Source organism: Thermoanaerobacter kivui, from assembly GCF_000763575.1.
Lineage (GTDB): Bacteria > Bacillota > Thermoanaerobacteria > Thermoanaerobacterales > Thermoanaerobacteraceae > Thermoanaerobacter > Thermoanaerobacter kivui.
Genome location: NZ_CP009170.1, coordinates 2,328,197 through 2,349,907, shown reverse-complemented (window position 1 = coordinate 2,349,907; position 21,711 = coordinate 2,328,197). Strand labels below are relative to the sequence as shown.

The 21,711-nt window shown below is 34.2% G+C and carries 17 protein-coding genes, 1 tRNA gene, 1 pseudogene, 1 CRISPR repeat array and 1 riboswitch; of the genes and pseudogenes, 18 read left to right on the top strand and 1 reads right to left on the bottom strand.

All coding sequences use genetic code 11. The features are described from left to right. The first annotated feature begins 5 nt into the window (after positions 1–5). From cas4 to TKV_RS11820, 11 genes and pseudogenes are all read left to right on the top strand, one after another. Entirely contained in the window at positions 6–497 is a 492-nt protein-coding gene (cas4, locus tag TKV_RS11870; RefSeq protein WP_049686107.1) for a CRISPR-associated protein Cas4, read from the top strand. Positions 498–508: 11 nt separating this feature from the next. Beyond that, positions 509–1,501: a type I-B CRISPR-associated endonuclease Cas1b gene (cas1b, locus tag TKV_RS11865; protein WP_049686299.1), complete on the top strand. Its 993-nt coding sequence runs from the start codon at positions 509–511 to the stop codon at positions 1,499–1,501. 1 nt (position 1,502) lies between these two features. Next, positions 1,503–1,766, top strand: coding sequence for a CRISPR-associated endonuclease Cas2 (gene cas2 / locus TKV_RS11860; protein ID WP_049686106.1), 264 nt, complete (start codon positions 1,503–1,505; stop codon positions 1,764–1,766). A 9-nt stretch (positions 1,767–1,775) separates the two neighbouring features. After that, positions 1,776–2,531, top strand: coding sequence for a CRISPR-associated endoribonuclease Cas6 (gene cas6 / locus TKV_RS11855; protein ID WP_049686105.1), 756 nt, complete (start codon positions 1,776–1,778; stop codon positions 2,529–2,531). A gap of 237 nt (positions 2,532–2,768) precedes the next feature. Further along, positions 2,769–5,198: a CRISPR direct-repeat array (repeat unit 30 nt; unit sequence GATTTAATCCAACCATACTGGAATTGAAAG). Positions 5,199–5,250: 52 nt separating this feature from the next. Further along, positions 5,251–5,577: pseudogene (locus TKV_RS11850) on the top strand (CapA family protein); the annotation flags it as partial. Between the two features lie 41 nt (positions 5,578–5,618). After that, entirely contained in the window at positions 5,619–6,476 is an 858-nt protein-coding gene (locus TKV_RS11845) for a YitT family protein (protein ID WP_049686103.1), read from the top strand. A 180-nt stretch (positions 6,477–6,656) separates the two neighbouring features. Further along, entirely contained in the window at positions 6,657–6,827 is a 171-nt protein-coding gene (locus TKV_RS11840) for a XapX domain-containing protein (RefSeq protein ID WP_049686102.1), read from the top strand. A 76-nt stretch (positions 6,828–6,903) separates the two neighbouring features. Beyond that, positions 6,904–8,145: a methyl-accepting chemotaxis protein gene (locus tag TKV_RS11835; protein ID WP_049686101.1), complete on the top strand. Its 1,242-nt coding sequence runs from the start codon at positions 6,904–6,906 to the stop codon at positions 8,143–8,145. 241 nt (positions 8,146–8,386) lie between these two features. Continuing rightward, positions 8,387–9,769, top strand: a complete 1,383-nt coding sequence (locus TKV_RS11830; protein ID WP_049686100.1) for an NAD(P)/FAD-dependent oxidoreductase — start codon at positions 8,387–8,389, stop codon at positions 9,767–9,769. A 15-nt stretch (positions 9,770–9,784) separates the two neighbouring features. Then, positions 9,785–11,065 (top strand): adenylosuccinate synthase, encoded by a 1,281-nt coding sequence (locus TKV_RS11825; protein ID WP_049686099.1) that lies wholly within the window; start codon positions 9,785–9,787, stop codon positions 11,063–11,065. 106 nt (positions 11,066–11,171) lie between these two features. Beyond that, positions 11,172–11,247, top strand: a tRNA-Thr gene (locus TKV_RS11820). A 59-nt stretch (positions 11,248–11,306) separates the two neighbouring features. Here the strand turns inward: TKV_RS11820 and TKV_RS13720 are convergent. Next, entirely contained in the window at positions 11,307–11,489 is a 183-nt protein-coding gene (locus tag TKV_RS13720; protein ID WP_236617484.1) for a tyrosine-type recombinase/integrase, read from the bottom strand. 415 nt (positions 11,490–11,904) lie between these two features. Further along, positions 11,905–11,991, top strand: a riboswitch (cyclic di-GMP riboswitch). A 510-nt stretch (positions 11,992–12,501) separates the two neighbouring features. On the opposite strand from TKV_RS13720, the gene TKV_RS11815 reads away from it, so the two are divergent. The 7 genes from TKV_RS11815 (at position 12,502) to TKV_RS11790 (ending at position 21,617) form a co-directional block, all read left to right on the top strand. Beyond that, positions 12,502–13,593: a FapA family protein gene (locus TKV_RS11815; RefSeq protein ID WP_236617280.1), complete on the top strand. Its 1,092-nt coding sequence runs from the start codon at positions 12,502–12,504 to the stop codon at positions 13,591–13,593. After that, a complete protein-coding gene (locus TKV_RS13715) occupies positions 13,566–14,036 on the top strand; it encodes a hypothetical protein (protein WP_236617279.1) in 471 nt (156 codons plus the stop codon). Before TKV_RS11815 ends, TKV_RS13715 begins: the two co-directional genes overlap by 28 nt. 28 nt (positions 14,037–14,064) lie before the next feature. Further along, positions 14,065–16,383: a GGDEF and EAL domain-containing protein gene (locus TKV_RS11810; RefSeq protein ID WP_049686098.1), complete on the top strand. Its 2,319-nt coding sequence runs from the start codon at positions 14,065–14,067 to the stop codon at positions 16,381–16,383. A gap of 439 nt (positions 16,384–16,822) precedes the next feature. Further along, entirely contained in the window at positions 16,823–18,922 is a 2,100-nt protein-coding gene (locus TKV_RS11805; protein WP_049686097.1) for a glutamine synthetase III family protein, read from the top strand. 149 nt (positions 18,923–19,071) lie between these two features. Beyond that, positions 19,072–20,412, top strand: a complete 1,341-nt coding sequence (locus TKV_RS11800; RefSeq protein ID WP_049686096.1) for an ammonium transporter — start codon at positions 19,072–19,074, stop codon at positions 20,410–20,412. Between the two features lie 98 nt (positions 20,413–20,510). Next, the gene (locus TKV_RS11795; protein ID WP_049686095.1) at positions 20,511–20,849 is read left to right on the top strand and encodes a P-II family nitrogen regulator; all 339 of its coding nucleotides are present in this window, start codon (positions 20,511–20,513) and stop codon (positions 20,847–20,849) included. A gap of 57 nt (positions 20,850–20,906) precedes the next feature. Further along, a complete protein-coding gene (locus tag TKV_RS11790; protein ID WP_049686094.1) occupies positions 20,907–21,617 on the top strand; it encodes a type 1 glutamine amidotransferase in 711 nt (236 codons plus the stop codon). Positions 21,618–21,711 lie beyond the last annotated feature (94 nt).

Sequence of the window (21,711 nt, the reverse complement as noted above, 5' to 3'; positions counted from 1 at the left end):
ATATTATGAATTTAGTTACAGGTACAGAGATAAATTATTATTTTGTATGTAAGCATAAACTTTGGCTTTTTACCCATGGCATAAATATGGAGCATAATTCTGATTATGTAGATATAGGTAATGCGCTGCATGAAAAAAGTTTTACGCGAGAAGATAAAGAAATCCTTATTGATGGGCGCATAAAAATAGATTTTGTGCGGAATCAATTAGAAATACATGAAACTAAAAAAAGCAAAGCGATGGAGGAAGCTACAAAATATCAAATTCTTTACTATATCTACTATTTGAAAATGAAAGGTGTAGACGGAGTTACAGGGGTTATACATTATATGGATAACCATTCGAAGGAAGAAATTACGCTGAGGGAGCAGAATGAGGAAAAGATAAAACAAATAATCGAAGAAATCAATAAAATAAAAGAGATGGATAAACCGCCTCAAAAGGTCAAAAGCAAAGTTTGCACAAAGTGCAGTTATTATGAATTATGTTTTTGTTAGAAGGTGATTTCATGAAAAGAAGCGTATATATAAATACTAATGGACGACTCAGTAGAAAAGACAATACCCTTTACTTGGAAAGTGAAACTTACGGGAAAAAGCCTATCCCAGTAAATAATACACAAGAGATATTTTTGTTTGGGGAAATTGATTTAAATACAAGACTTATCAATTTTTTAGGACAAAATAACATAACACTTCATGTTTTTAATTATTACGGATATTATTCAGGAAGCTTTTATCCAAGGGAACATTTGCCGTCAGGTTTTTTATTGGTCAAGCAAGTAGAAAAATATAAAGACGAGTATGAAAGGCTTAAAATTGCAAAAGAAATTATTAATGGTGCCACTCACAATATTTTAAAAAATGTAAAGTATTATTCAAACAGAAAAGAAGGCTTAGATGAATATGTTGAAAGAATAGAAAATGAAAGAAAAAATGTAAAAGATGCCAAAACTATAAGTGAGCTCATGGGAGTAGAAGGGAGAATTAGAAACATATATTACAGTGCATTTGAAATTATCATTGATGGAAAATTTGAATTTAAAAACAGGACAATGAATCCCCCAGACAACCCTATAAATGCCTTAATTTCTTTTGGCAATTCCATGATGTATTCCACAGTTCTGACAGAAATATATAATACACAGCTTAATCCAACAATCAGCTACTTACATGAGCCGGGAGAAAGAAGGTTTTCTTTAAGCCTTGATATAAGCGAAATTTTTAAACCGATAATTGTAGATAGAATTATTTTTAGCTTGGTAAATCAAAAGATGATAAGAGAAGAGCATTTTGACCAAGAATTAGGTATGTGTTATCTTAATGAAAAAGGAAGAGTTATATTTCAAAGAGAATTTGATGAAAAATTAGCTACAATAATAAAACATCCCAAATTAAATAGAAGTGTAAGTTATAGAAGGCTTGTTAGACTTGAGTGTTACAAGCTTATAAAACATATTTTAGATGAAGAAGAATATGAAGCGTTGAAAATGTGGTGGTAATGTGTATGTACTTATTGTTTATGATGTTGAAGAAAAAAGGGTTGCAAAAGTCAATAAATTTTTAAAGACTTATTTAAATTGGGTGCAAAATTCTGTTTTTGAAGGGGAATTAACAGAAGCTCAGTTAAATAGGATCGTCTTATGGTTTAAGGGACATTTGGATTTGGAATGCGATTCTGTTTTGATATATACTGCTAGTTCCGAAAAATGGCTTTCTAAAAGAGTGATTGGAGTAGAGAAAAATTCTACAGATAATATTTTGTGAGGGGATACAATGAGGATAAGAATAACATTGTTACCGGAAGAAAATAAAAGTTTAAACATAAATTATAATTACTTTTTGTCTGGGTGGATATACAATACTTTAAAGAAAGCAAATAAAGAGTATGCGGAAGAATTACATACAAGAGGATATAGCTATGGGAAAAAGGTTTTTAAATTATTTACTTTTTCTCAATTAAGAAGCAAAAATCTTAAGATAGTTAACGAGAATATTATGTTTTTAGATAAAACTTATTTATATATAACTTCTCCCAAAAAAGAGTTTTTGTTAAATTTTGTAACTGAAGTTTTAAATAATAATATCTTAAAATTACAAGATTACGAATTTAAGATTGAAACTGTAGAAATATTAAAGGAACCGGAATTTGATAAAGGAGAAAATAAATTTATATGTTTATCTCCAATTGTAACTTCTACTGCTGCAGAGATAGATGGTAAAAGGAAAAGTGTAAATTTGCCTTTACATGATCCAAGATTTGTAGAAAATTTAAAAAACAATCTCATTGAAAAATATTACGTGATTTACAATACATTGCCAGATAATTTAAGTCTTAATATTAATTTTGACATGGAGTATTATTCGAAAAATCCAAAAGGTAAAAGGATAAGATATAAAAATGTTTATGTAAAAGGGTATATGGTGCCATTTACAATGTCAGGAAATATTGAATTAATCAAAGTGGCATATGATTGCGGTATAGGAGAGAAAAATAGTGCAGGGTTTGGAATGATACAAAAAATAAGATGAATATTTATTAATTTAATTTTTTGTCGACCTCTCCGGATGTAAGAATGCCAAGAGGTCGACGAAGAAAAACCCATATATAACGTTTTCATAATATCACAAAAATATAAATTTTATGTCGAGATGAATTTTTATGAATTTATGTTTGAGTATTTATTTTAGGATTTGTTATTGTAAAATAGCTTATTCTGTGGTAAAGTAAATTTAAAGAGCATTAGTATTATCATGCAGTTTTCATGGGATTTAATCCAACCATACTGGAATTGAAAGCAATACTTAGCTCTGACTGGCAAACTCGAAGATGCAGATTTAATCCAACCATACTGGAATTGAAAGAAGCATTAGGATTAAACGTTGTATGGAATGCTCAAAGATTTAATCCAACCATACTGGAATTGAAAGGGGATGATTCCATAATCTTTTTTTTCTTTCAGTGTGCGATTTAATCCAACCATACTGGAATTGAAAGGATAGAGCTGAAGCTGAGCTGCGAAAACTTGGTAACAGATTTAATCCAACCATACTGGAATTGAAAGCAACGCAAACATTCAGCAGTTAAAACATAATGAGAACAAGATTTAATCCAACCATACTGGAATTGAAAGAAGGATTGGAATTGGCATCACTCCATAAAGCTGTCCCGATTTAATCCAACCATACTGGAATTGAAAGAAGCCAAACTTTTATGATGATGAACAAACTTTAAAGCGATTTAATCCAACCATACTGGAATTGAAAGTCGAATTACACGAAAAACTTAAACAATATAGTGTTGAGATTTAATCCAACCATACTGGAATTGAAAGAACATCAAAAGGCAATGAAAACGGAAATTTTTGGGTTAGATTTAATCCAACCATACTGGAATTGAAAGTGTGTTGATAAGAAATTATTTGTGCCATCTGTTAAAGATTTAATCCAACCATACTGGAATTGAAAGAGTGATTGTACTCGACTAAATTTCTGACAAGGGGGTGGATTTAATCCAACCATACTGGAATTGAAAGAGTGATTGTACTCGACTAAATTTCTGACAAGGGGGTGGATTTAATCCAACCATACTGGAATTGAAAGTAATCGTCTTTTTGCTCACATTATCACCTTCATTAAGATTTAATCCAACCATACTGGAATTGAAAGGTATGAATATATACTGAATTGGTTGTGTTTTATATCGATTTAATCCAACCATACTGGAATTGAAAGAAAATATTGAAAGGGTGATTTTGTGAGTGTATTTTTGGATTTAATCCAACCATACTGGAATTGAAAGAGAAGCAAACTGTTTTTTGATTATGTAAAAGCCTTAGGATTTAATCCAACCATACTGGAATTGAAAGTAGTTTGCTAACGAATAAAATTCACATTCGTGTACAGATTTAATCCAACCATACTGGAATTGAAAGACGTAAAAGGCAAGTTAGTTTGCTGTGATATTGACAGATTTAATCCAACCATACTGGAATTGAAAGCAATTTATTGGTACATATTAATTAAAGGTGGATATTCGATTTAATCCAACCATACTGGAATTGAAAGGAGATAAAAACCTTCAATGAAACAAAGCTGAAAGAAGATTTAATCCAACCATACTGGAATTGAAAGTTTTTTATATCCTCAACTAGTTGTTCTCTTGCTTTTGGATTTAATCCAACCATACTGGAATTGAAAGTCGTATTATACATACGAGGTAGTAAAGCATAATTTAAGATTTAATCCAACCATACTGGAATTGAAAGATGTTTGTGTGATAAATGACCTTCTGGTATACTCTTGATTTAATCCAACCATACTGGAATTGAAAGAAGCTAACCAAAAATTTGGCAAAAACAGCATTCATAAGATTTAATCCAACCATACTGGAATTGAAAGCTGCAAAAGCAGCAAGACCATAATCAATTACATCCACGATTTAATCCAACCATACTGGAATTGAAAGATTGTATTGTAAATTCTGCTTCCGCTGGTGGATTTATGATTTAATCCAACCATACTGGAATTGAAAGATAAAACAGAAGCGGACCTGGGAATTACTCCTGCCGGATTTAATCCAACCATACTGGAATTGAAAGTTCTATTCGTTGCCTATTAATCTGGATGTTTCGGTTGGATTTAATCCAACCATACTGGAATTGAAAGATGTTTGTGTGATAAATGACCTTCTGGTATACTCTTGATTTAATCCAACCATACTGGAATTGAAAGAAGCTAACCAAAAATTTGGCAAAAACAGCATTCATAAGATTTAATCCAACCATACTGGAATTGAAAGCAATACTATACGCAAGTACAACTGTACTTACATGCTGATTTAATCCAACCATACTGGAATTGAAAGAAAGTTATTTTTTTAATATATCAAAAAATCTGTGTAATAGATTTAATCCAACCATACTGGAATTGAAAGTCATTAAAATATACAATATCAACAGGATCGCCATACGATTTAATCCAACCATACTGGAATTGAAATTACGTTGATGAATTCAAGGTCGGGAAGCTAAATCAGATTTAATCCAACCATACTGGAATTGAAACTCAAACAGATCGCTTCAGCATTTGGGATAAAAAATCAGATTTAATCCAACCATACTGGAATTGAAACATAATACGAACTTCACCACGTTCTACATCTTTCTTGATTTAATCCAACCATACTGGAATTGAAACTTAGAACAGCAAATCCTCGATGGAAATTTTCCGACAGTTAACTATCCACTAGTATGCTTTTAAAGGAGACCCTTCTTATACCAGGATCTTGAAAGAGGGAAGTACAGAGGTTGTAAATTTAGCCAATAACCATACTTTTGATTATTTAAGAGAGGGTTTTGATGATACGGTAAGGGCATTAAAGAAAGAAGGTATTGGTTATTTTGGATATGGATATAAATACATTAGGACTACAAAAGGAATAAAGATTGGGATACTTGGATATACAGGGTTTGACAATACTGTGTGGACAAAAAATCAAATTAAAAAAGACATTTCAGAGTTAAAGCCTAAAGTTAATCTTTTGATTGTAAGCTTTTACTGGGGAGAGGAAAATCAGTTAGAATAAAACAAAAAGATATTTTTCCAGGAGGTAGTGAGATGAGAAGGAAAAGTGAGTTAATTAATACTTTAGAAAAGTACGGGTTTTTATTTATTGGTGCTTTACTTGTGGCAACCGCATTGGAAATATTTTTGGTTCCTAATAATATAATAGATGGAGGTATAACTGGCATTTCTATTATGCTTAGTTATCTGACAAATCTGCCACTTGGAATTTTTATTTTCATATTAAATATTCCCTTTCTTGTTTTTGGTTATAAACAAATTGGGAAGACTTTTGTAGGGTTGACCTTTTTCGCTGTTACAGTGCTTTCGGTTAGTGTCACTGTATTAGATAAAGCTCCTGTTTTGACTAATGACACTCTGTTAGCGTCTGTTTTTGGTGGTATTATTTTAGGAATAGGGGTAGGATTGGTTATCAGGTATGGTGGCTCTATGGACGGAACAGAGATTGTAGCTATTGCCATTTCTGAATGGACGGGATTTTCTGTAGGTGAAATTATATTGTTTTTCAATATTTTTATTTTAGGAAGTGCAGGTATAGTTTTTACTTGGGATAGAGCGATGTATTCACTTATTACGTATTTTATTGCTTTTAAAGTGATTGACTTGGCTATTGAAGGTTTGGATGAGGCGAAGGCTGTTATGATAATTTCTGAAAAGGTGGATGAGATTGCAGAGGTTGTTATTGCACAATTGGGAAGAAGCGTGACTTTTTGGGAAGGAAAAGGGGGATATACTGGACAATCAAAAAGAATTTTGTATGCAGTTGTTACGCGTTTGGAAATTGCTAAATTAAAGTTGATTATAAAGGAAATTGACGAAGGAGCTTTTGTTACTATCCATGATGTTTATGATGTTTTTGGAGGTAAACTGCAAAAAAGGCCTATTCATTAGAATTTTATTTTTTACTTGAATAATAAATGAATTGCTGAAAGATTTTCAACATGTTTTTGTTTCCTTTTGAAGCCATTATTTCAGGATGACATAGTCTGACAAATAGTAAAAATTATGATATAATATTTTTGCTTAAAGTTAATAATAAGTATGCCGATAAAATAAAGGTGAGGTGTTAATGTGAAAGCGACATTATTGGCACTGGTTACAGGAATAATTGTAGGATTGATTTTTTCATTTTTAAAGCTCCCACTTCCTGCTCCAAATGTGTTGCCTGGTGTAGCTGGAATTATAGGTATTTACCTTGGGGGTGTGTTTTTTGAGTACATTATTAAGCTAATAGGCAAGTAAAGGTAAATACAGAGTATACCTGGCTAAATTTTATCAAACTTCCGCCAAAAAACAATTAATAAGGGGGAACCTTTATATGAGAAGCATATTTTGGAGATTAATTATTTCGTTTTTTGTGGTAGTTGCTATACCTGTTGGTGCTATTTATTATTTTGCTGTAGATGATAAAGTAATGCATGTTTTTATTACCGTTGCAACAGTTAGTGTTGTTTTGTCTTTGTTATTATCAGTGATTATTTCTTTAAATATCACACATCCCATAAAAAAGCTGACAGAAGAGTTTAAAAAGGTGCAAAATGGCGATTTTACTGCAAAAGTCGATTTAAAGAGAAAAGATGAGATTGGAACATTGATAGCAAGTTTCAATGTGATGATGGAGAATATGAGGTCTATTTTGAAAGATGTATCAACATTTGCGCAAAGTACCAAAGAAACGGCAAATACCCTCTTTAAATCTATTGAGCAAAGCAATATAACTTTTCAGCAAATTTCAAAAGCGGTGGAAGAGATTGCGACAGGGGCGTCAGAGCAGGCAAAAGACACTTCAAATGCAGCTGATATGGTACAAAATATAGGTGAAAGCATCGATAATTCTGCAAAATTTTTTAAAGCTGTAGAGAAGTCTACTGTGAATGCTGATAAACTTAGTCAAAATGGTATGCAAACCATAAATTCTTTAAAGGAAAAAAGCGCTGTTACGAAAGAATCAATTGATGAAGTAGTTACGGCAATAAACGAACTTCAAGCCAATTCTCATCACATTGAAAAAATTATTGAAGTAATCACAGGCATTGCAGATCAAACTAATTTGCTTGCTTTAAATGCTGCCATAGAAGCGGCAAGGGCGGGGGAAGCAGGTAAGGGGTTTGCGGTTGTGGCGGAAGAAGTTAGAAATTTGGCGGAACAGTCGAGGCAAGCTGCCAGTGAAATAGCAAAAATTATCAGTGAAATAGAACAAAAAACAGATAAAACAGTGGAAAAAGCTAATGTGGTAAAAGAAATAGCAGATGACCAAGCTCATCAGGTTGAAACTACATATGCTGTTTTTAATGAAATCAAGAGCTCAATTGACACGATAACGGAAAATATACATATGTTAAATAATGCTGTGATGGAACTTTCAAGGTATAAAGATGAAATAATAGGGTCAATAGCTAATATCACCGCAGTATCAGAAGAGACTGCCGCATCAACTGAAGAAGTGGCGGCTTCCACAGAGGAACATATGAAATTTATAGATGAAATAAAAGAAAGTTCGGAAAAACTATTAAAATCGGCGACATCCCTTGAAGATATATTGTCTAAACTTGTTGCTTGATTGTGAAACTGAAATTAAGACAGAGCTAAAAAGCCTGTCTTTTTGCTTTTTTGTGATTAATTTTATTGTTTGTGCAATAAATATTAAATGGGAGAATTGCAAAAGATGCTCATGGACAATACGAACTTTTAATATAGTTTTAAAAATAAAATTCGTATTTTAATTGATTTATAATTTTTTTTCTGGTAATATATATTACGGGTTTTTGCGTTCAACATATTAGCAAAAAGGGGTTATATTTATGAAATTGTACGATGTCATTATTGTTGGAGGAGGACCTGCAGGGCTTTTTACTGCTTTAGAATTAATTGATAAAAAAGAAGGATTAAAAATATTATTGTTGGAGAAAGGAAAGGATATACAAAAAAGGGTTTGTCCTATTAATGCCTATGGTTCAAGGTGTGCCAATTGTAAACCCTGCGCTATTACTTGTGGAATAGGTGGCGCAGGGGCATTTAGTGATGGGAAATTAACTTTGACGTCAGAGTTTGGTGGAGTTTTAGATGAATACATGCCTAAGTCGCAGCTTAACGACCTTATAAGTTATGTAGACAGCATATATGTAAAATTTGGAGGAACAACAGAAGTTCATGGTACAGATAGAGAGAAAATTAGAGAAATAGAAAAGAGGGCTCAGGCTGCAGATTTAAAATTGATTCCAGCAGTGATAAAGCATTTAGGTACAGAAAAATGCTTCGATATTATAAAAAACATGAGAGATAATATTGGGCAAAAAGTGGAGATTAAAACAGAAACACCTGTGGCTGAGATAATTGTAGAAAATGGGAAAGTAAAAGGCGTAGTTACAGAAAAAGGAGAAGAATATTACGGAAAATATATAGTTGTAGTACCTGGAAGAGAAGGTGCTGAATGGTTTAAAAGAGAGGCTGATAGACTCGGACTTGAAACAAAAAATAATGCTGTTGATATAGGCGTGAGAGTGGAAATTCCTGCTGTTGTCATGGAAGACATAACAAAAGAAATATACGAATCAAAGTTTATATATTATTCAAAGTCTTTTGATGACAGAGTAAGGACATTTTGTATGAATCCTTACGGGAAAGTGGTTATTGAAAATAATAATGGTATAAAAACGGTAAATGGACACAGTTACAAAGATATAAAAACGGACAATACAAATTTTGCAATACTTGTCAGCAAAGAGTTTACTCATCCTTTCAATAGGCCGATAGAATACGGTCGCTATATAGCAGAACTTGCCAATATGCTGGGTGATGGAGTGCTTGTCCAAAGATTAGGGGATTTACTGGCAGGAAGGCGTTCCACCCCTGAGAGGATTAAAAGAGGTCTTGTTGAACCGACGTTAAAAGATGCAACGCCGGGAGATTTAAGCTTAGTGCTTCCCTACAGATTTTTGCAGTCAATAATTGAAATGCTTCAAGCCATGGACAAAGTAGCGCCAGGAGTCTATTCTAAGCATACGCTTTTGTACGGTGTTGAGGTAAAGTTTTATTCATCAAGGGTTAAGCTTACTGACAAGTTTGAAACGCAAATTCAAAATCTCTTTGCAGCAGGGGATGGAGCAGGAATTACAAGGGGTTTAGCACAAGCTTCTGTATCCGGTGTTGTAGTCGCAAGGGAAATATTAAATCGAGTTAAATAGGAAGGAGCACTTAATATGTCAACATTAGTTATAGTTGGTACCCAATGGGGCGATGAAGGGAAAGGTAAAATTACTGATTATCTTGCGGAAAAAGCAGATGTAGTCGTAAGGTATCAAGGAGGAAATAATGCAGGTCATACTGTTGAAAAAGAAGGTGTTCAGTATAAACTTCATTTAATTCCATCTGGGATATTGTATCCTGAAAAAATCTGCATAATAGGAAATGGTGTCGTAATTGACCCTGCATCTTTGATTGGCGAAATAGAGAATCTAAAAAAACAGGGAATTAGTGTGAATAATTTAAAGATAAGTGATAGAGCGCATATCGTATTTCCTTATCACATAAGACAGGATGAACTTGAAGAGATTTCAAAAGGGAAAAATGACTTGGGAACCACAAGGAAGGGAATAGGACCTTGCTACATGGATAAGTCAGAAAGAATAGGAATAAGAGTATGTGACCTTATAAAACCCACAGTTTTAGAAGAAAAACTTAGAAGAAATGTAGAAAAGAAAAATAAACTTTTTAGAGATTTATATGGTGCGGAAGGATTTGGCTTTGAGGAAATATACGAAAAATACCTAGACTATGCAGAAAAAATAAAACCATTTGTTACTGATACGACAGTGCTTTTATATGACTTAATTAAAAGCGGCAAAAAAGTTTTATTTGAAGGTGCACAAGGAACACTTCTTGACCTTGACTTAGGCACATATCCTTATGTTACTGCATCACATCCTATAGCAGGTGGTGTAACAGTTGGAGCTGGTATAGGACCTACAATGATTGATGAAGTGATGGGAGTTGTAAAGGCGTATACAACGAGAGTGGGCAAAGGGCCTTTCCCTACAGAGCTTTTTGATGAAAATGGCGATTTCTTAAGAGAAAAAGGACATGAATACGGCACTACAACAGGAAGGCCGAGAAGGTGTGGTTGGTTAGATGTTGTAATACTTAGATATTCTATCAGAGTATCTGGTATAACATATTTTGCTTTGACAAAACTTGATACACTGACAGGGCTTAAAAAAATAAAAATATGTACAGGATATAAATTTAATGGAGAAATCATAACAGATTTTCCTGCGAGCCTTGAAGATTTGGCCCAGTGCGAACCCGTATATGAAGAATTAGAAGGCTGGGATGAAGACATTCAAAGTGCCAAAAGTTTCGAAGAATTGCCTTATAATGCTCAAAAATATGTAAGGCGAATTGAAGAATTGATGGGGATTAAAGCGGCAATAATATCTGTAGGACCCGAACGAGGGCAGACAATTGTTTTGAGGAATTTTTGAGGGGATACCTCAAATTCCTCAAAAAATTTTCTCTAAAAACCTTGACACAATCTTGTGCTCCAAGTATAATATATAAATGTCAGGGCAATTAAATAGAAAAAGATGTGCTGGCGTAGCTCAATAGGCAGAGCAGCTGACTTGTAATCAGCAGGTTGAAGGTTCAAGTCCTTTCGCCAGCTCCAGTATTTAAGCGGATTACAGGGTATCGATAAAATGTCGATACCCTTTTTTGATTGCGAAATTAAAATAACATTTCCTCAAGCTTATCCGTTGCCTGTTTCTGCATGTCTGGTAGTACATGGGAATAGGTATCAAGTGTTAGTGTAATACTAGCATGACCTAATCTTTCTGATACAACTTTTGGATTTTCTCCTGCTGCCAGTAAAAGAGTAGCACATGTATGCCTCAAATCATATAATCTTATATCAGGTAATCCTGCATCTTTAAGAAGTGTTTTAAAATATCGTACAACATTCCTTTCTTAATGGACTGCCGTTTTGTGCTGCAAATACAAATCCATAATCTATTTTTAATACTTGATGCTTTTGTATTTAGTAATAATGCCATTATATTTTGACATAACAATTAAGGGCGGGCATTTAGAAAATACCTATCCTAACTCTTAACAAAGAACCAAATTAGGTTAAATTGGTTAAATAATTTTCGTAATTTTTTTTTTTTTTTTTTTTTTTTTTTTTTTTTTTTTTTTTTTTTTGAAATTTTAAAAGGAATTATGGTTTTTTTGTCGAATATAATAATTTAATAGATAATAATGTAAAAAAACAGTTAACTACTTAATATAATTTTTCAAAAAAGTAAATAATTATTTAAATATGATATTCTGAAAAAGGCAAACTTACCGAAAGGTAAGGACGCAAAGCCACAGGTCTAAGGCATGCAGCTGCTATGACGGCTGGGTTGCCAATTTGTAGTTATAAAAGTAGGCAACCGAAGCAGTTGCCTACTTTTTAATATGGTGTACCCGGCATGGGCGATAGCTAGGCGGTGAAAGTCCGTTATGGGCATGGCTGTAGGAACCATTAGCCAAAGGCAAGGGTGTCCATCGTGAGGTGGAATCTGAAGGAAACAGCGGCAAAATCCCGGCCCGATGAACAAGAACTATATGGCTGACTTAGGACGGATGAGTGTGCAAAATAAAGTCCAACACTGCCTGAACCCCATGCAATTTGTTTTTTAAATATTTATCAAGATAATAAGGGCGGGAAGAGTTCTTGCATTTACAGATATCATATTTCCTACGAGCTTTGATTTTTCAAGAGTTTTACCACAATGAGGACAACGGAAGATAGCAATTTTAATAAGTTTTGAAATTAATAGATATAGTCGCTTGGAGTTTACAAGGAGGCAGAAAATATCTTTGAATGTAGAATATCCATTAATATTCATTGGGGCGCTTAACATACGGGGGTGTTTTTATGAAAATAGAATTAAGCGATATTTTGAAGAAAATGGGGATTATTTTAGAAATCTCGGATGATGAAATGATTGTAACCTTAAGAAAAACCCTTTTTTCTTCTTGGGGTGATATAGATGAATTTTTAAATATAGTGGAAAGCGAACTTCGTAAGAACGGAATTATAGTAGGTATAGATAAAAGTGCGTTAATTAGCGTATATACCCAAAATAAAAAAGAAGCGGTGATAGCAAGAGGAATACCATATAAAAGTGGCAGGGATGGTTATCTGGAATTTATTATAAAAATCGATAAGCCGAGAATTCTTTATACAGAAACATTCTCTGAAGATATATTTGATATGGCAAGTATACCCTTTGCAAGAAAAGGTGATGTTATCGGAAAACTGCATAAACCCATAAAAGGTGAAAATGGAATTAGCGTAAGAGGTAGAATTATAAATGCACCACCTGTAAGAGACGTTGAGGTAAAAATTCTCAGCGATTCCATAGTGTTTAAAGAAGATGAAGATAAGATAGTTGCGATATCTGACATAAGACCGGTTGTACATAAAAAAGATGAAACTGATAAATTTGTATATTTTTTTAACTCTATTCCTGTATTCTTTTACGAAGGAAGTATCCCGAAGAATTCAAGACCTCTAACATTCGAGGGCAATGTTATAATAAACGGAAATGTCGAAAAAGGTAACCAAATAATTGCTTCAGGAAATGTTCAGATACTTGGTTCAGTTTACGAATCAGTAGTTCAGGGAGGGCAAAATATTATTATCTCTGGCGGAATTGTTGATAGCCAGTTACATGCCGGTTTTTTACCAGGAAACATTTTTGATAAAATAGAACTTCACGCTGTAAATCTTATTGTTGAGAAATTATCGGCAATTTTCCTCCATATTAAAGAACTACCGACAGTTATGAATAATTCCAGACATTTAAGTGAGAAGATCAAATTAATTGAAGCTTTAAAAGAAGAGTTAAAAACATCATCAACAGAAATAAGTATGATACGCAGTTCAAATGTACTTCAAAATCTTCTGGAGTACTCGTTAAAACGCTCAACAACATTTTGGATTACGATATTATTGGTCTTATAAAACATTTGAATTCATTAAAAGAAATTTATGAAAAAATCCTCTTCATATCAAGGATTTTAGCCGAGGAACATGAAAACAAGGGACATCTACTTGCAAAATGGGTTCATGACAGCAAAATTTATGCTATGAAGGACGTAATTATAACCTCAGAAGCAGGTTGTTATAACACAAAAATTTCTACAAATGGTTCAGTTTCTATTAATGGTAAGGTTAAGATGAGTACGATCGAATTTAAGAAAAATATCTTTATAAAAGAAGCCGGATCGCTTGGCGCTGGCAGTCATGTATTATTAAAGGGGAGTAAAAATTCAGTAGCAAAAATTCTTTACGGCTATGAAGGAGTCGAACTATACTTTGATAAAATAGGCTACAAATTAAAAAATGGTGAAAAAATAAAATTATATTTAGACAAAGATGAAAAAGTCGTTGAAGACATTGTTTAAAGAATAGTTGTCCAGAAAGGAGAAATTAATGGTGAATGGTAAGAAGTTACCTAGTGAGAAGAAAAATAAGAGTTTTATTGAAGAATCAAAGAAATCAATTGCTTATCTTCAGAAGAAAGAAGAATTTTTAAGCAGAATTTTTGAAAACGAGCAGATGCTTATAGTAGTCTGGGCACTAGATGGTAGAGTAGTTTGGTTCAACAGATATACCCAGGCTGTAATTGGTATAACGGTCGAAGAACAAACAGAGAGGATAGATGTAAGTTCAATAATTCCCAGGGACACGATAAGCCGTATAAAAGAAAATTTGGACGATATTGAATATAGAGGCATTCATTACAAATGTGAAAATCCGATGGCTTTGAAGGATGGTAGACAAATTTATATTATGTGGCATAACAGTATTATTTGGGATGATGAAGGAAACAGGTATGTTGTTTCAACTGGTATAGACATTACAGACCTGAAAAATGCTGAAAGAAGACTTGAAGAAGCAAATAATAACCTTGTTGCTTTAAACGAGGAATTGATGGCTCAACAGGAAGAGCTCTCTGCAATGAATGAAGAACTTATGGCCCGGGAAGAAGAGTTGAGACAGAACTTAATTGAAATACAAAGGCAGCAGGATGAATTGAAAAGAAGTGAAGAACGCTACAGACTGGTAGTTGAAGGAGCAAGCGATGGACTATGGGACTGGGATTTGATAACGGATACAGCATACATATCCGAGAGGTGGAAGGATATCATTGGTTTAGATAAAGAAGTAGTAAACAACTATTATGAAACATGGACTAAATTAATTCATCCTAGAGATGTTAAAACAGTCATCAATAATCTACGTAATCATCTTGAGAAAAAAACACCATTTTATTTATGTGAATACAGAATCAAAACAAAAGACGGTAGATATATTTGGGTTCTAAGCAGGGGAAAGGCATTGTGGGATGAAGAGGGCAGAGCCATAAGAATGGCAGGGTCGCACACAGATATTACTGAACGGAAACAGATGGAAAGCAAGTTAAAATACATGGCCTTCTATGATCCATTAACTGGCCTCCCTCGCCGGGAGGTTTTTATGGATAGGCTCAAAATTGCCATGGCAGATGCAAAAAGGAATGGAAAGAAACTTGCAGTGTTTTTTGTAGACCTTGATAATTTCAAAACAATCAACGACTCCCTGGGACATCATATAGGTGACAGGCTATTGAAGAAGATTGCCAGGAAACTGAAAGCGTGTCTGCGTGAATCAGATACAGTATCCAGAGTGGGCGGTGATGAGTTTGTCATTTTGCTGCCTGACATAATGGATATTGACGATACGAATAAAGTTGCAAACAGAATATTGGAACTTTTCAACCAACCGATAAAGTTCAATAATCATGAATTGTATGTGACTATTAGCATAGGTATTGCCATATATCCTGACCATGGAAAAAATGAAAGAGCTATAGTCAAAAATGCAGATATAGCGATGTACAAGGCTAAAAGAGATGGGAAAAATAGTTTTCAATATTTTGACAGCATCACGAGGAAAGAAGTCGAAGTTGCCAGCACAATAAGAAGAGATTTAAGGTTGGCTTTGGAAAAAGGTCAGTTCTTTTTGTGCTACCAGCCTCTTGTTGATATAAGGACTGGTAAAGTAACAAGTATGGAGGCCTTATTGAGGTGGCAGCATCCTAAAAAAGGACTGATCAGTCCCATTCATTTTATTCCAATTGCTGAAGAGACACGACAAATAATATCTATAGGGGAATGGGTGTTAAGGGCAGCCTGCAGGCAAATGAAAGAATGGCTTAATATGGGGTATTCTGGCTTTAATGTTTCGGTGAATGTTTCAGTGCATCAGCTGCAGCAGCCTGATTTTGCAAAAGTTGTGTTTGATATACTAAACGAGATTGAACTTGAACCAAGATATTTGGAACTGGAGATTACTGAAACCATCCTTATAGAAGCAATGGAAACGGTGGTTAGAAACCTTTATCGCTTGAAAGAGGTAGGGGTCAAAATAATAATAGATGATTTCGGAACGGAAAATAGTTCTTTCAAATACCTCCAAAAATTTACGGTTGATGGTTTGAAAATTGACAGGTCATTTGTGAGCGAGATAAAGGTAGAGGTAAATAAGGCTATTGTCGATGCGATTATTTTCTTGGGGCACAGGATGAAACTCGGCGTAACTGCCGAAGGTGTGGAAACAAAAGAACAGCTTGATTGTCTTATAGAGAGCGGGTGCGACAAAGTTCAAGGTTATTATTTCAGCAAACCGTTGCCTCCGGACGAGGCCATTCGAATGGTTCAGAAAGAATCCAATTACTTCATCTTTAATGCTTGGAGAAATAGAACATAAATGGACATATTACAAGTCAAGAGAAGATGGGATGGAGTAGAAAAGGATTAAAGCTGATGGCAAAATTAAGAGTGTTTAGTAAAATTTTTAAGGCAATAAAATATGAAAATATAATATAAAAAACCAATAGAAACAAGCACACGGTGAAAACCATGATTTAGGATATTTCAGGAGTTGTTTATAAAAATTATCCTACAGTATCTTGACACTATCTTTGATAAAAAAGTACTTGAAATCAAAATAAAAATGTGCTATTATAAAGTCGCTACGAAAATTATTAATTATATATGAGTGGAAATTTAATAGTTTGCGAATGAAACAAAGGCGTTTCATCCTGTATTTTAGAGGTGGCGCCTTTGTTTTGTTTTTAATATTTGTATTTTAATTAATTATCAATTTATTATGTTAATTTATAAAAATTTAAGAGGAGGAAATTACTATGGCACAAAACACTCTAAGCGACATTTTTGGTTCAAATGTTTTTAACGATTCTGTCATGAGAGAACGCCTTCCAAAGGCAACATACAAAGCTTTAAGAAAAACAATCGATGAGGGAATTCCATTAGAACCAGCAGTTGCTGAAGTTGTAGCAAATGCAATGAAAGATTGGGCAATTGAGAAAGGAGCAACTCATTTTACTCATTGGTTCCAGCCATTAACTGGAATTACTGCTGAAAAGCGCGATTCTTTCATTTCTCCTACTCAAGATGGTAGGGTAATAACTGAATTTTCTGGAAAAGAATTAATTAAAGGCGAGCCTGATGCTTCTTCGTTTCCATCAGGTGGTTTAAGGGCTACCTTTGAAGCAAGAGGATATACAGCATGGGATTGTACATCACCCGCTTTTATAAAAGATAATACGCTATATATCCCCACCGCTTTCTGTTCGTATACAGGCGAAGCGCTAGATTTAAAAATACCCTTACTGCGTTCTATGGAAGCTTTATCAAAACAAGCTCTTCGAGTATTAAAATTATTTGGTAATACTACAGCAAAAAAAGTTATTACAACCGTAGGACCTGAACAGGAATATTTCTTAATTGACAAGAAGATGTATGATAAGCGTAAAGATCTTATACTTACAGGAAGAACTCTATTTGGTGCTAAATCACCAAAAGGTCAAGAAATGGAAGATCATTATTTTGCTTCTATCAAAGAAAGAATATCAGCATTTATGAAAGATCTAGATGAAGAATTGTGGAAATTAGGAATTCCTGCTAAAACTAAGCATAATGAAGTTGCTCCTGCTCAGCATGAACTCGCTACAGTATACAATACAGCTAATATTGCATCAGATCATAATCAATTAACAATGGAGCTAATGAAAAAAATTGCTTTAAGACATGGGCTTGTATGCCTTTTGCATGAAAAACCTTTTGCAGGAGTCAATGGTTCCGGTAAACACATTAATTGGTCAATGAGCACCGATGATGGCCAAAATCTCTTAGATCCGGGACATACACCCCACGAAAATGCACAATTTTTAGTATTCCTGTGTGCCGTAATTAAAGCTATCGATGAATATGCTGACTTGGTCAGAGTAGCCGCTGCAACACCAGGAAATGACCATCGTCTCGGCGCTAATGAAGCACCGCCCGCAATTGTATCAGTCTTCCTTGGTGAGCAGCTTACAGATATTCTTGAACAAATCGAAAATGGTGGTGCGACAACTTCAAAACAAGGAGGAGTACTAAAAGTAGGTGTATCTACTCTTCCTGCACTACCAAAGGATTCTACAGATAGAAACAGAACATCTCCATTCGCATTTACAGGAAATAAATTTGAATTTAGAATGGTTGGTTCTTCTTCATCAATTGCAAATGCTAATTTTATATTAAACACCATTGTTGCTGAAAGTCTATCCCAGATTGCGGATAGGTTGGAGAAGGCCACAAATTTTGATGAAGAAGTGCAACTGTTGCTTAAGGAAATTGTAAGGAAGCACAAAAGAATTATATTTAATGGGAATGGTTATTCAGAAGAATGGGTAAAAGAGGCAGAAAAAAGAGGGCTTCCAAATATTCGCTCAACAGTTGAAGCTATTCCTGCTTTAATTAAAGAGAAGAATGTCAAACTCATGGAAAAACACGGTGTTTTAAGCAAAGTTGAACTTGAATCGCGATATGAGATTTCTCTTGAAAATTATATAAAAACAATTAATATTGAAGCTCTGACAATGTTGGATATAGCAAAACAACAAATACTCCCAGCTGTAATAAATTTTGCTACAAAAATCGCAGAATCAATAAATTCTGTAAAAGCAACAGGTCTAAATGTTGATATAAGTGCACAAACTGAATTGTTGGGAGAAGTTTCTTCGCTAATGAGTGAATTTAAGAAAAACATCTCTGAACTTGAAAATGCAGTTAATGAAGCTTCAAATATGAATGGTGATTCTTATAGCAAGGCTTGCTATTACAGAGATGTAATATTTACAAAAATGGGCATTTTAAGAGAAATTGGCAATAAACTGGAAACAATCGTAGATGCAGAATTGTGGCCACTACCAACATATGCCGACATGTTATTTAACATTTAACTTTTTACAGTGTCATCTAATTGGACATAAAAATTAATATTTTAAAGTACAAAAGCAATGGCGCTTTTGCAACAGGCTAAAGCCTAAGGCAAAAGCGCCATTTTCTATGTTGGCTTAAAACAGAAAAATTTAGAGGAGGTTTATACAAAATGGTGAAGAAGATTTATTTGTTATTCTCTCTTATGTTTATGTTTTTAATTATACCAAAGTTAGTTTTTGCTTCTACAGGTAAAATCAATACAGGTGATACTGCTTTTGTGCTATTTTCTGCTGCGCTTGTTATGATTATGACTCCAGGACTTGCATTCTTTTACGGTGGCATGGTTAGTAGTAAAAATGTAATAAGTACCATGATGCAAAGCTTTATAATTATCGCAATAGTATCAATCCAATGGATATTATTTGGTTTTTCATTATCGTTCGGAAGCGATGTACGACATATAATAGGAAATTTACAATGGTTAGGGTTGAAAAATGTAGGATTTGAACCTTATGACGCATATTCTGCAACAATTCCTTTTATGGCATTTATGATTTACCAGTTGATGTTTGCAATAATTACACCTGCTCTTATAACAGGCGCTTTTGCTGAAAGAATGAGATTTGGTTCGTTTTTATTATTTACTCTATTATGGACAACACTTGTGTATGCTCCTATTGCACATTGGGTATGGGGCAACGGAGGATGGCTTAAAAATCTTGGTGCACTGGACTTTGCGGGTGGTACGGTTGTTCATATCAGTTCAGGTATTTCAGGCCTTATAGCGGCAATTTTAATTGGAAAGCGTAAAAATGTTAATATAATTCCCCATAATATACCTATGGTTATTATGGGTACAGCAATTTTATGGTTTGGATGGTTTGGCTTTAATGCAGGAAGTGCATTAGCAGTAAATGGAATAGCTGTTAATGCATTTGTAGTGACAAATACGGCGGCTGCAGCGGCTGCGCTCGGTTGGGTTATAGTTGAATGGAAAGTAAATGGCAAACCAACACTTTTTGGTGCGGCAAGTGGAGCTGTGGCAGGACTTGTTGCAATAACACCCGCTGCAGGTTATGTAACTGTGGTATCAGCAATTATAATTGGTGTTATCGCAGGAATATTGTGTTATTTCTCAGTTAATTACTTAAAGCATAAATTTAAATATGATGATTCGCTTGATGCATTTGGAATACATGGTATTGGTGGTACGTGGGGGGCTATAGCAACAGGTATATTTGCTACAAAGGTAGTAAACCCAGCAGGTGCTAATGGATTAATATATGGAAATGTACACCAATTTATAATACAAATTATAAGTGTTATTGCGGTATATGCTTTCGCAAGCATAATGACATATGCCATACTTAAATTCATAAGTCTGTTTATGGACTTAAGAGTAAGTGAGGAAGAGGAGGAATCAGGTTTAGACATATCTCAACACGGTGAAGGAGCTTATAATAATATAGAACTTAAATATAATTATTTTAGCTATTATGATAATAATTAAAAACGCAATTATCTATACAACATTGTTTAGAAAATAATATTAAACAGTAGAAATTAATATCGAATATATTTTGAAAAGTTTAAAAGGAGTGATTTGCTTTGAAGAAAATAGAAGCAATTATACGGCCGGAAAAATTAGAGATTATTAAAGACCAGTTAGGTAAATTTGATATTCACGGTATGACTGTTTATCCAGTAATGGGTTGTGGAAATCAAAAAGGTTGGACCGAGGTTTACCGTGGCAATGAATATTTTATCAATTTATTGCCTAAAGTTAAGGTTGAAATTGCAGTAGCTGATCATCAGACAGAAAAGTTAGTAAAGCTCATATCAGAAGTTGCACGGACTGGAGAAATTGGAGATGGTAAAATTTTTGTGGTGAATTTAGAAAATGTGATACGAGTTCGTACTGGCGAACGAGGTGAAAAAGCACTTTAAATAGAAAAGTTGATTGAATCTGAATAATCATAATTGTTTAACAAAGGAGAGGAGATAATGCAAGTTTTAATTATCCAACATGTAAGTCAGGAAGGACCAGGCCTTATAGCTGAAATTTTTTCGAAGAAAGGATGGAAGTTAGATATTCGCGTAATGAATCAACCTGGAGCTATTTTACCTAAAACGGTGGCTGACTATAATGCTGTGATAATATTGGGAGGTCCAATGGGAGCATACGAAGAAGAAAAGTACCCATATCTTTATCAAGTACAAGAACTTATACGCGATGCGATAGAAAGACGAATACCAGTATTAGGAATATGTTTGGGAGGACAGCTTATTGCCAGGGCGTTGGGAGCAACAGTTAAACCTAACCCGGTAAAAGAAATTGGGTGGTATAAAATACATTTGACAGAAGCAGGGGAAAAGGCCTTTCTTTTTCAGGATTTGCCAGAAGAGTTTTGGGCTTTTCAATGGCATGGAGATACTTTTGAACTGCCTGAAGGGGCTGTTCTCCTTGCAGAAGGTGATACTTGTACTAACCAGGCTTTTGCTTATCAGGATTGTGCCTGGGCTTTACAATTTCACCCAGAAGTTACACCTATAATCGTTAGTTATTGGACTGAGATTTATCAAGAAGAACTTATAGAGTTTGCTGGACCAGGAGCAGTGGCTCAACTTAAAGAGGAGACAAAAAGGCTGTGGGAAAAGAATCAGGAAGTTTTTTCCCGTTTTTGGGCGAATTTTTGCCGACTTTTGGATGTTTAGGGAGAAGAACGAGAACAATGGAAAGAGCATTGCAGATATAAAAAAGCACCCCCACTTTTTATGCGTAGAAAGTGGGGGTGTTGTCATTCTACAT

Coding starts and splice junctions, on each gene's coding strand:
- TKV_RS11800 (WP_049686096.1), top strand. CDS start 19,072: ATGGTGAAGAAGATTTATTTGTTATTCTCTCTTATGTTTATGTTTTTA.
- TKV_RS11825 (WP_049686099.1), top strand. CDS start 9,785: ATGTCAACATTAGTTATAGTTGGTACCCAATGGGGCGATGAAGGGAAA.
- TKV_RS11790 (WP_049686094.1), top strand. CDS start 20,907: ATGCAAGTTTTAATTATCCAACATGTAAGTCAGGAAGGACCAGGCCTT.
- TKV_RS11835 (WP_049686101.1), top strand. CDS start 6,904: ATGAGAAGCATATTTTGGAGATTAATTATTTCGTTTTTTGTGGTAGTT.
- TKV_RS11830 (WP_049686100.1), top strand. CDS start 8,387: ATGAAATTGTACGATGTCATTATTGTTGGAGGAGGACCTGCAGGGCTT.
- TKV_RS11805 (WP_049686097.1), top strand. CDS start 16,823: ATGGCACAAAACACTCTAAGCGACATTTTTGGTTCAAATGTTTTTAAC.
- TKV_RS11815 (WP_236617280.1), top strand. CDS start 12,502: ATGAAAATAGAATTAAGCGATATTTTGAAGAAAATGGGGATTATTTTA.
- TKV_RS11845 (WP_049686103.1), top strand. CDS start 5,619: ATGAGAAGGAAAAGTGAGTTAATTAATACTTTAGAAAAGTACGGGTTT.
- cas4 (WP_049686107.1), top strand. CDS start 6: ATGAATTTAGTTACAGGTACAGAGATAAATTATTATTTTGTATGTAAG.
- TKV_RS11810 (WP_049686098.1), top strand. CDS start 14,065: ATGGTGAATGGTAAGAAGTTACCTAGTGAGAAGAAAAATAAGAGTTTT.
- cas1b (WP_049686299.1), top strand. CDS start 509: ATGAAAAGAAGCGTATATATAAATACTAATGGACGACTCAGTAGAAAA.
- cas6 (WP_049686105.1), top strand. CDS start 1,776: ATGAGGATAAGAATAACATTGTTACCGGAAGAAAATAAAAGTTTAAAC.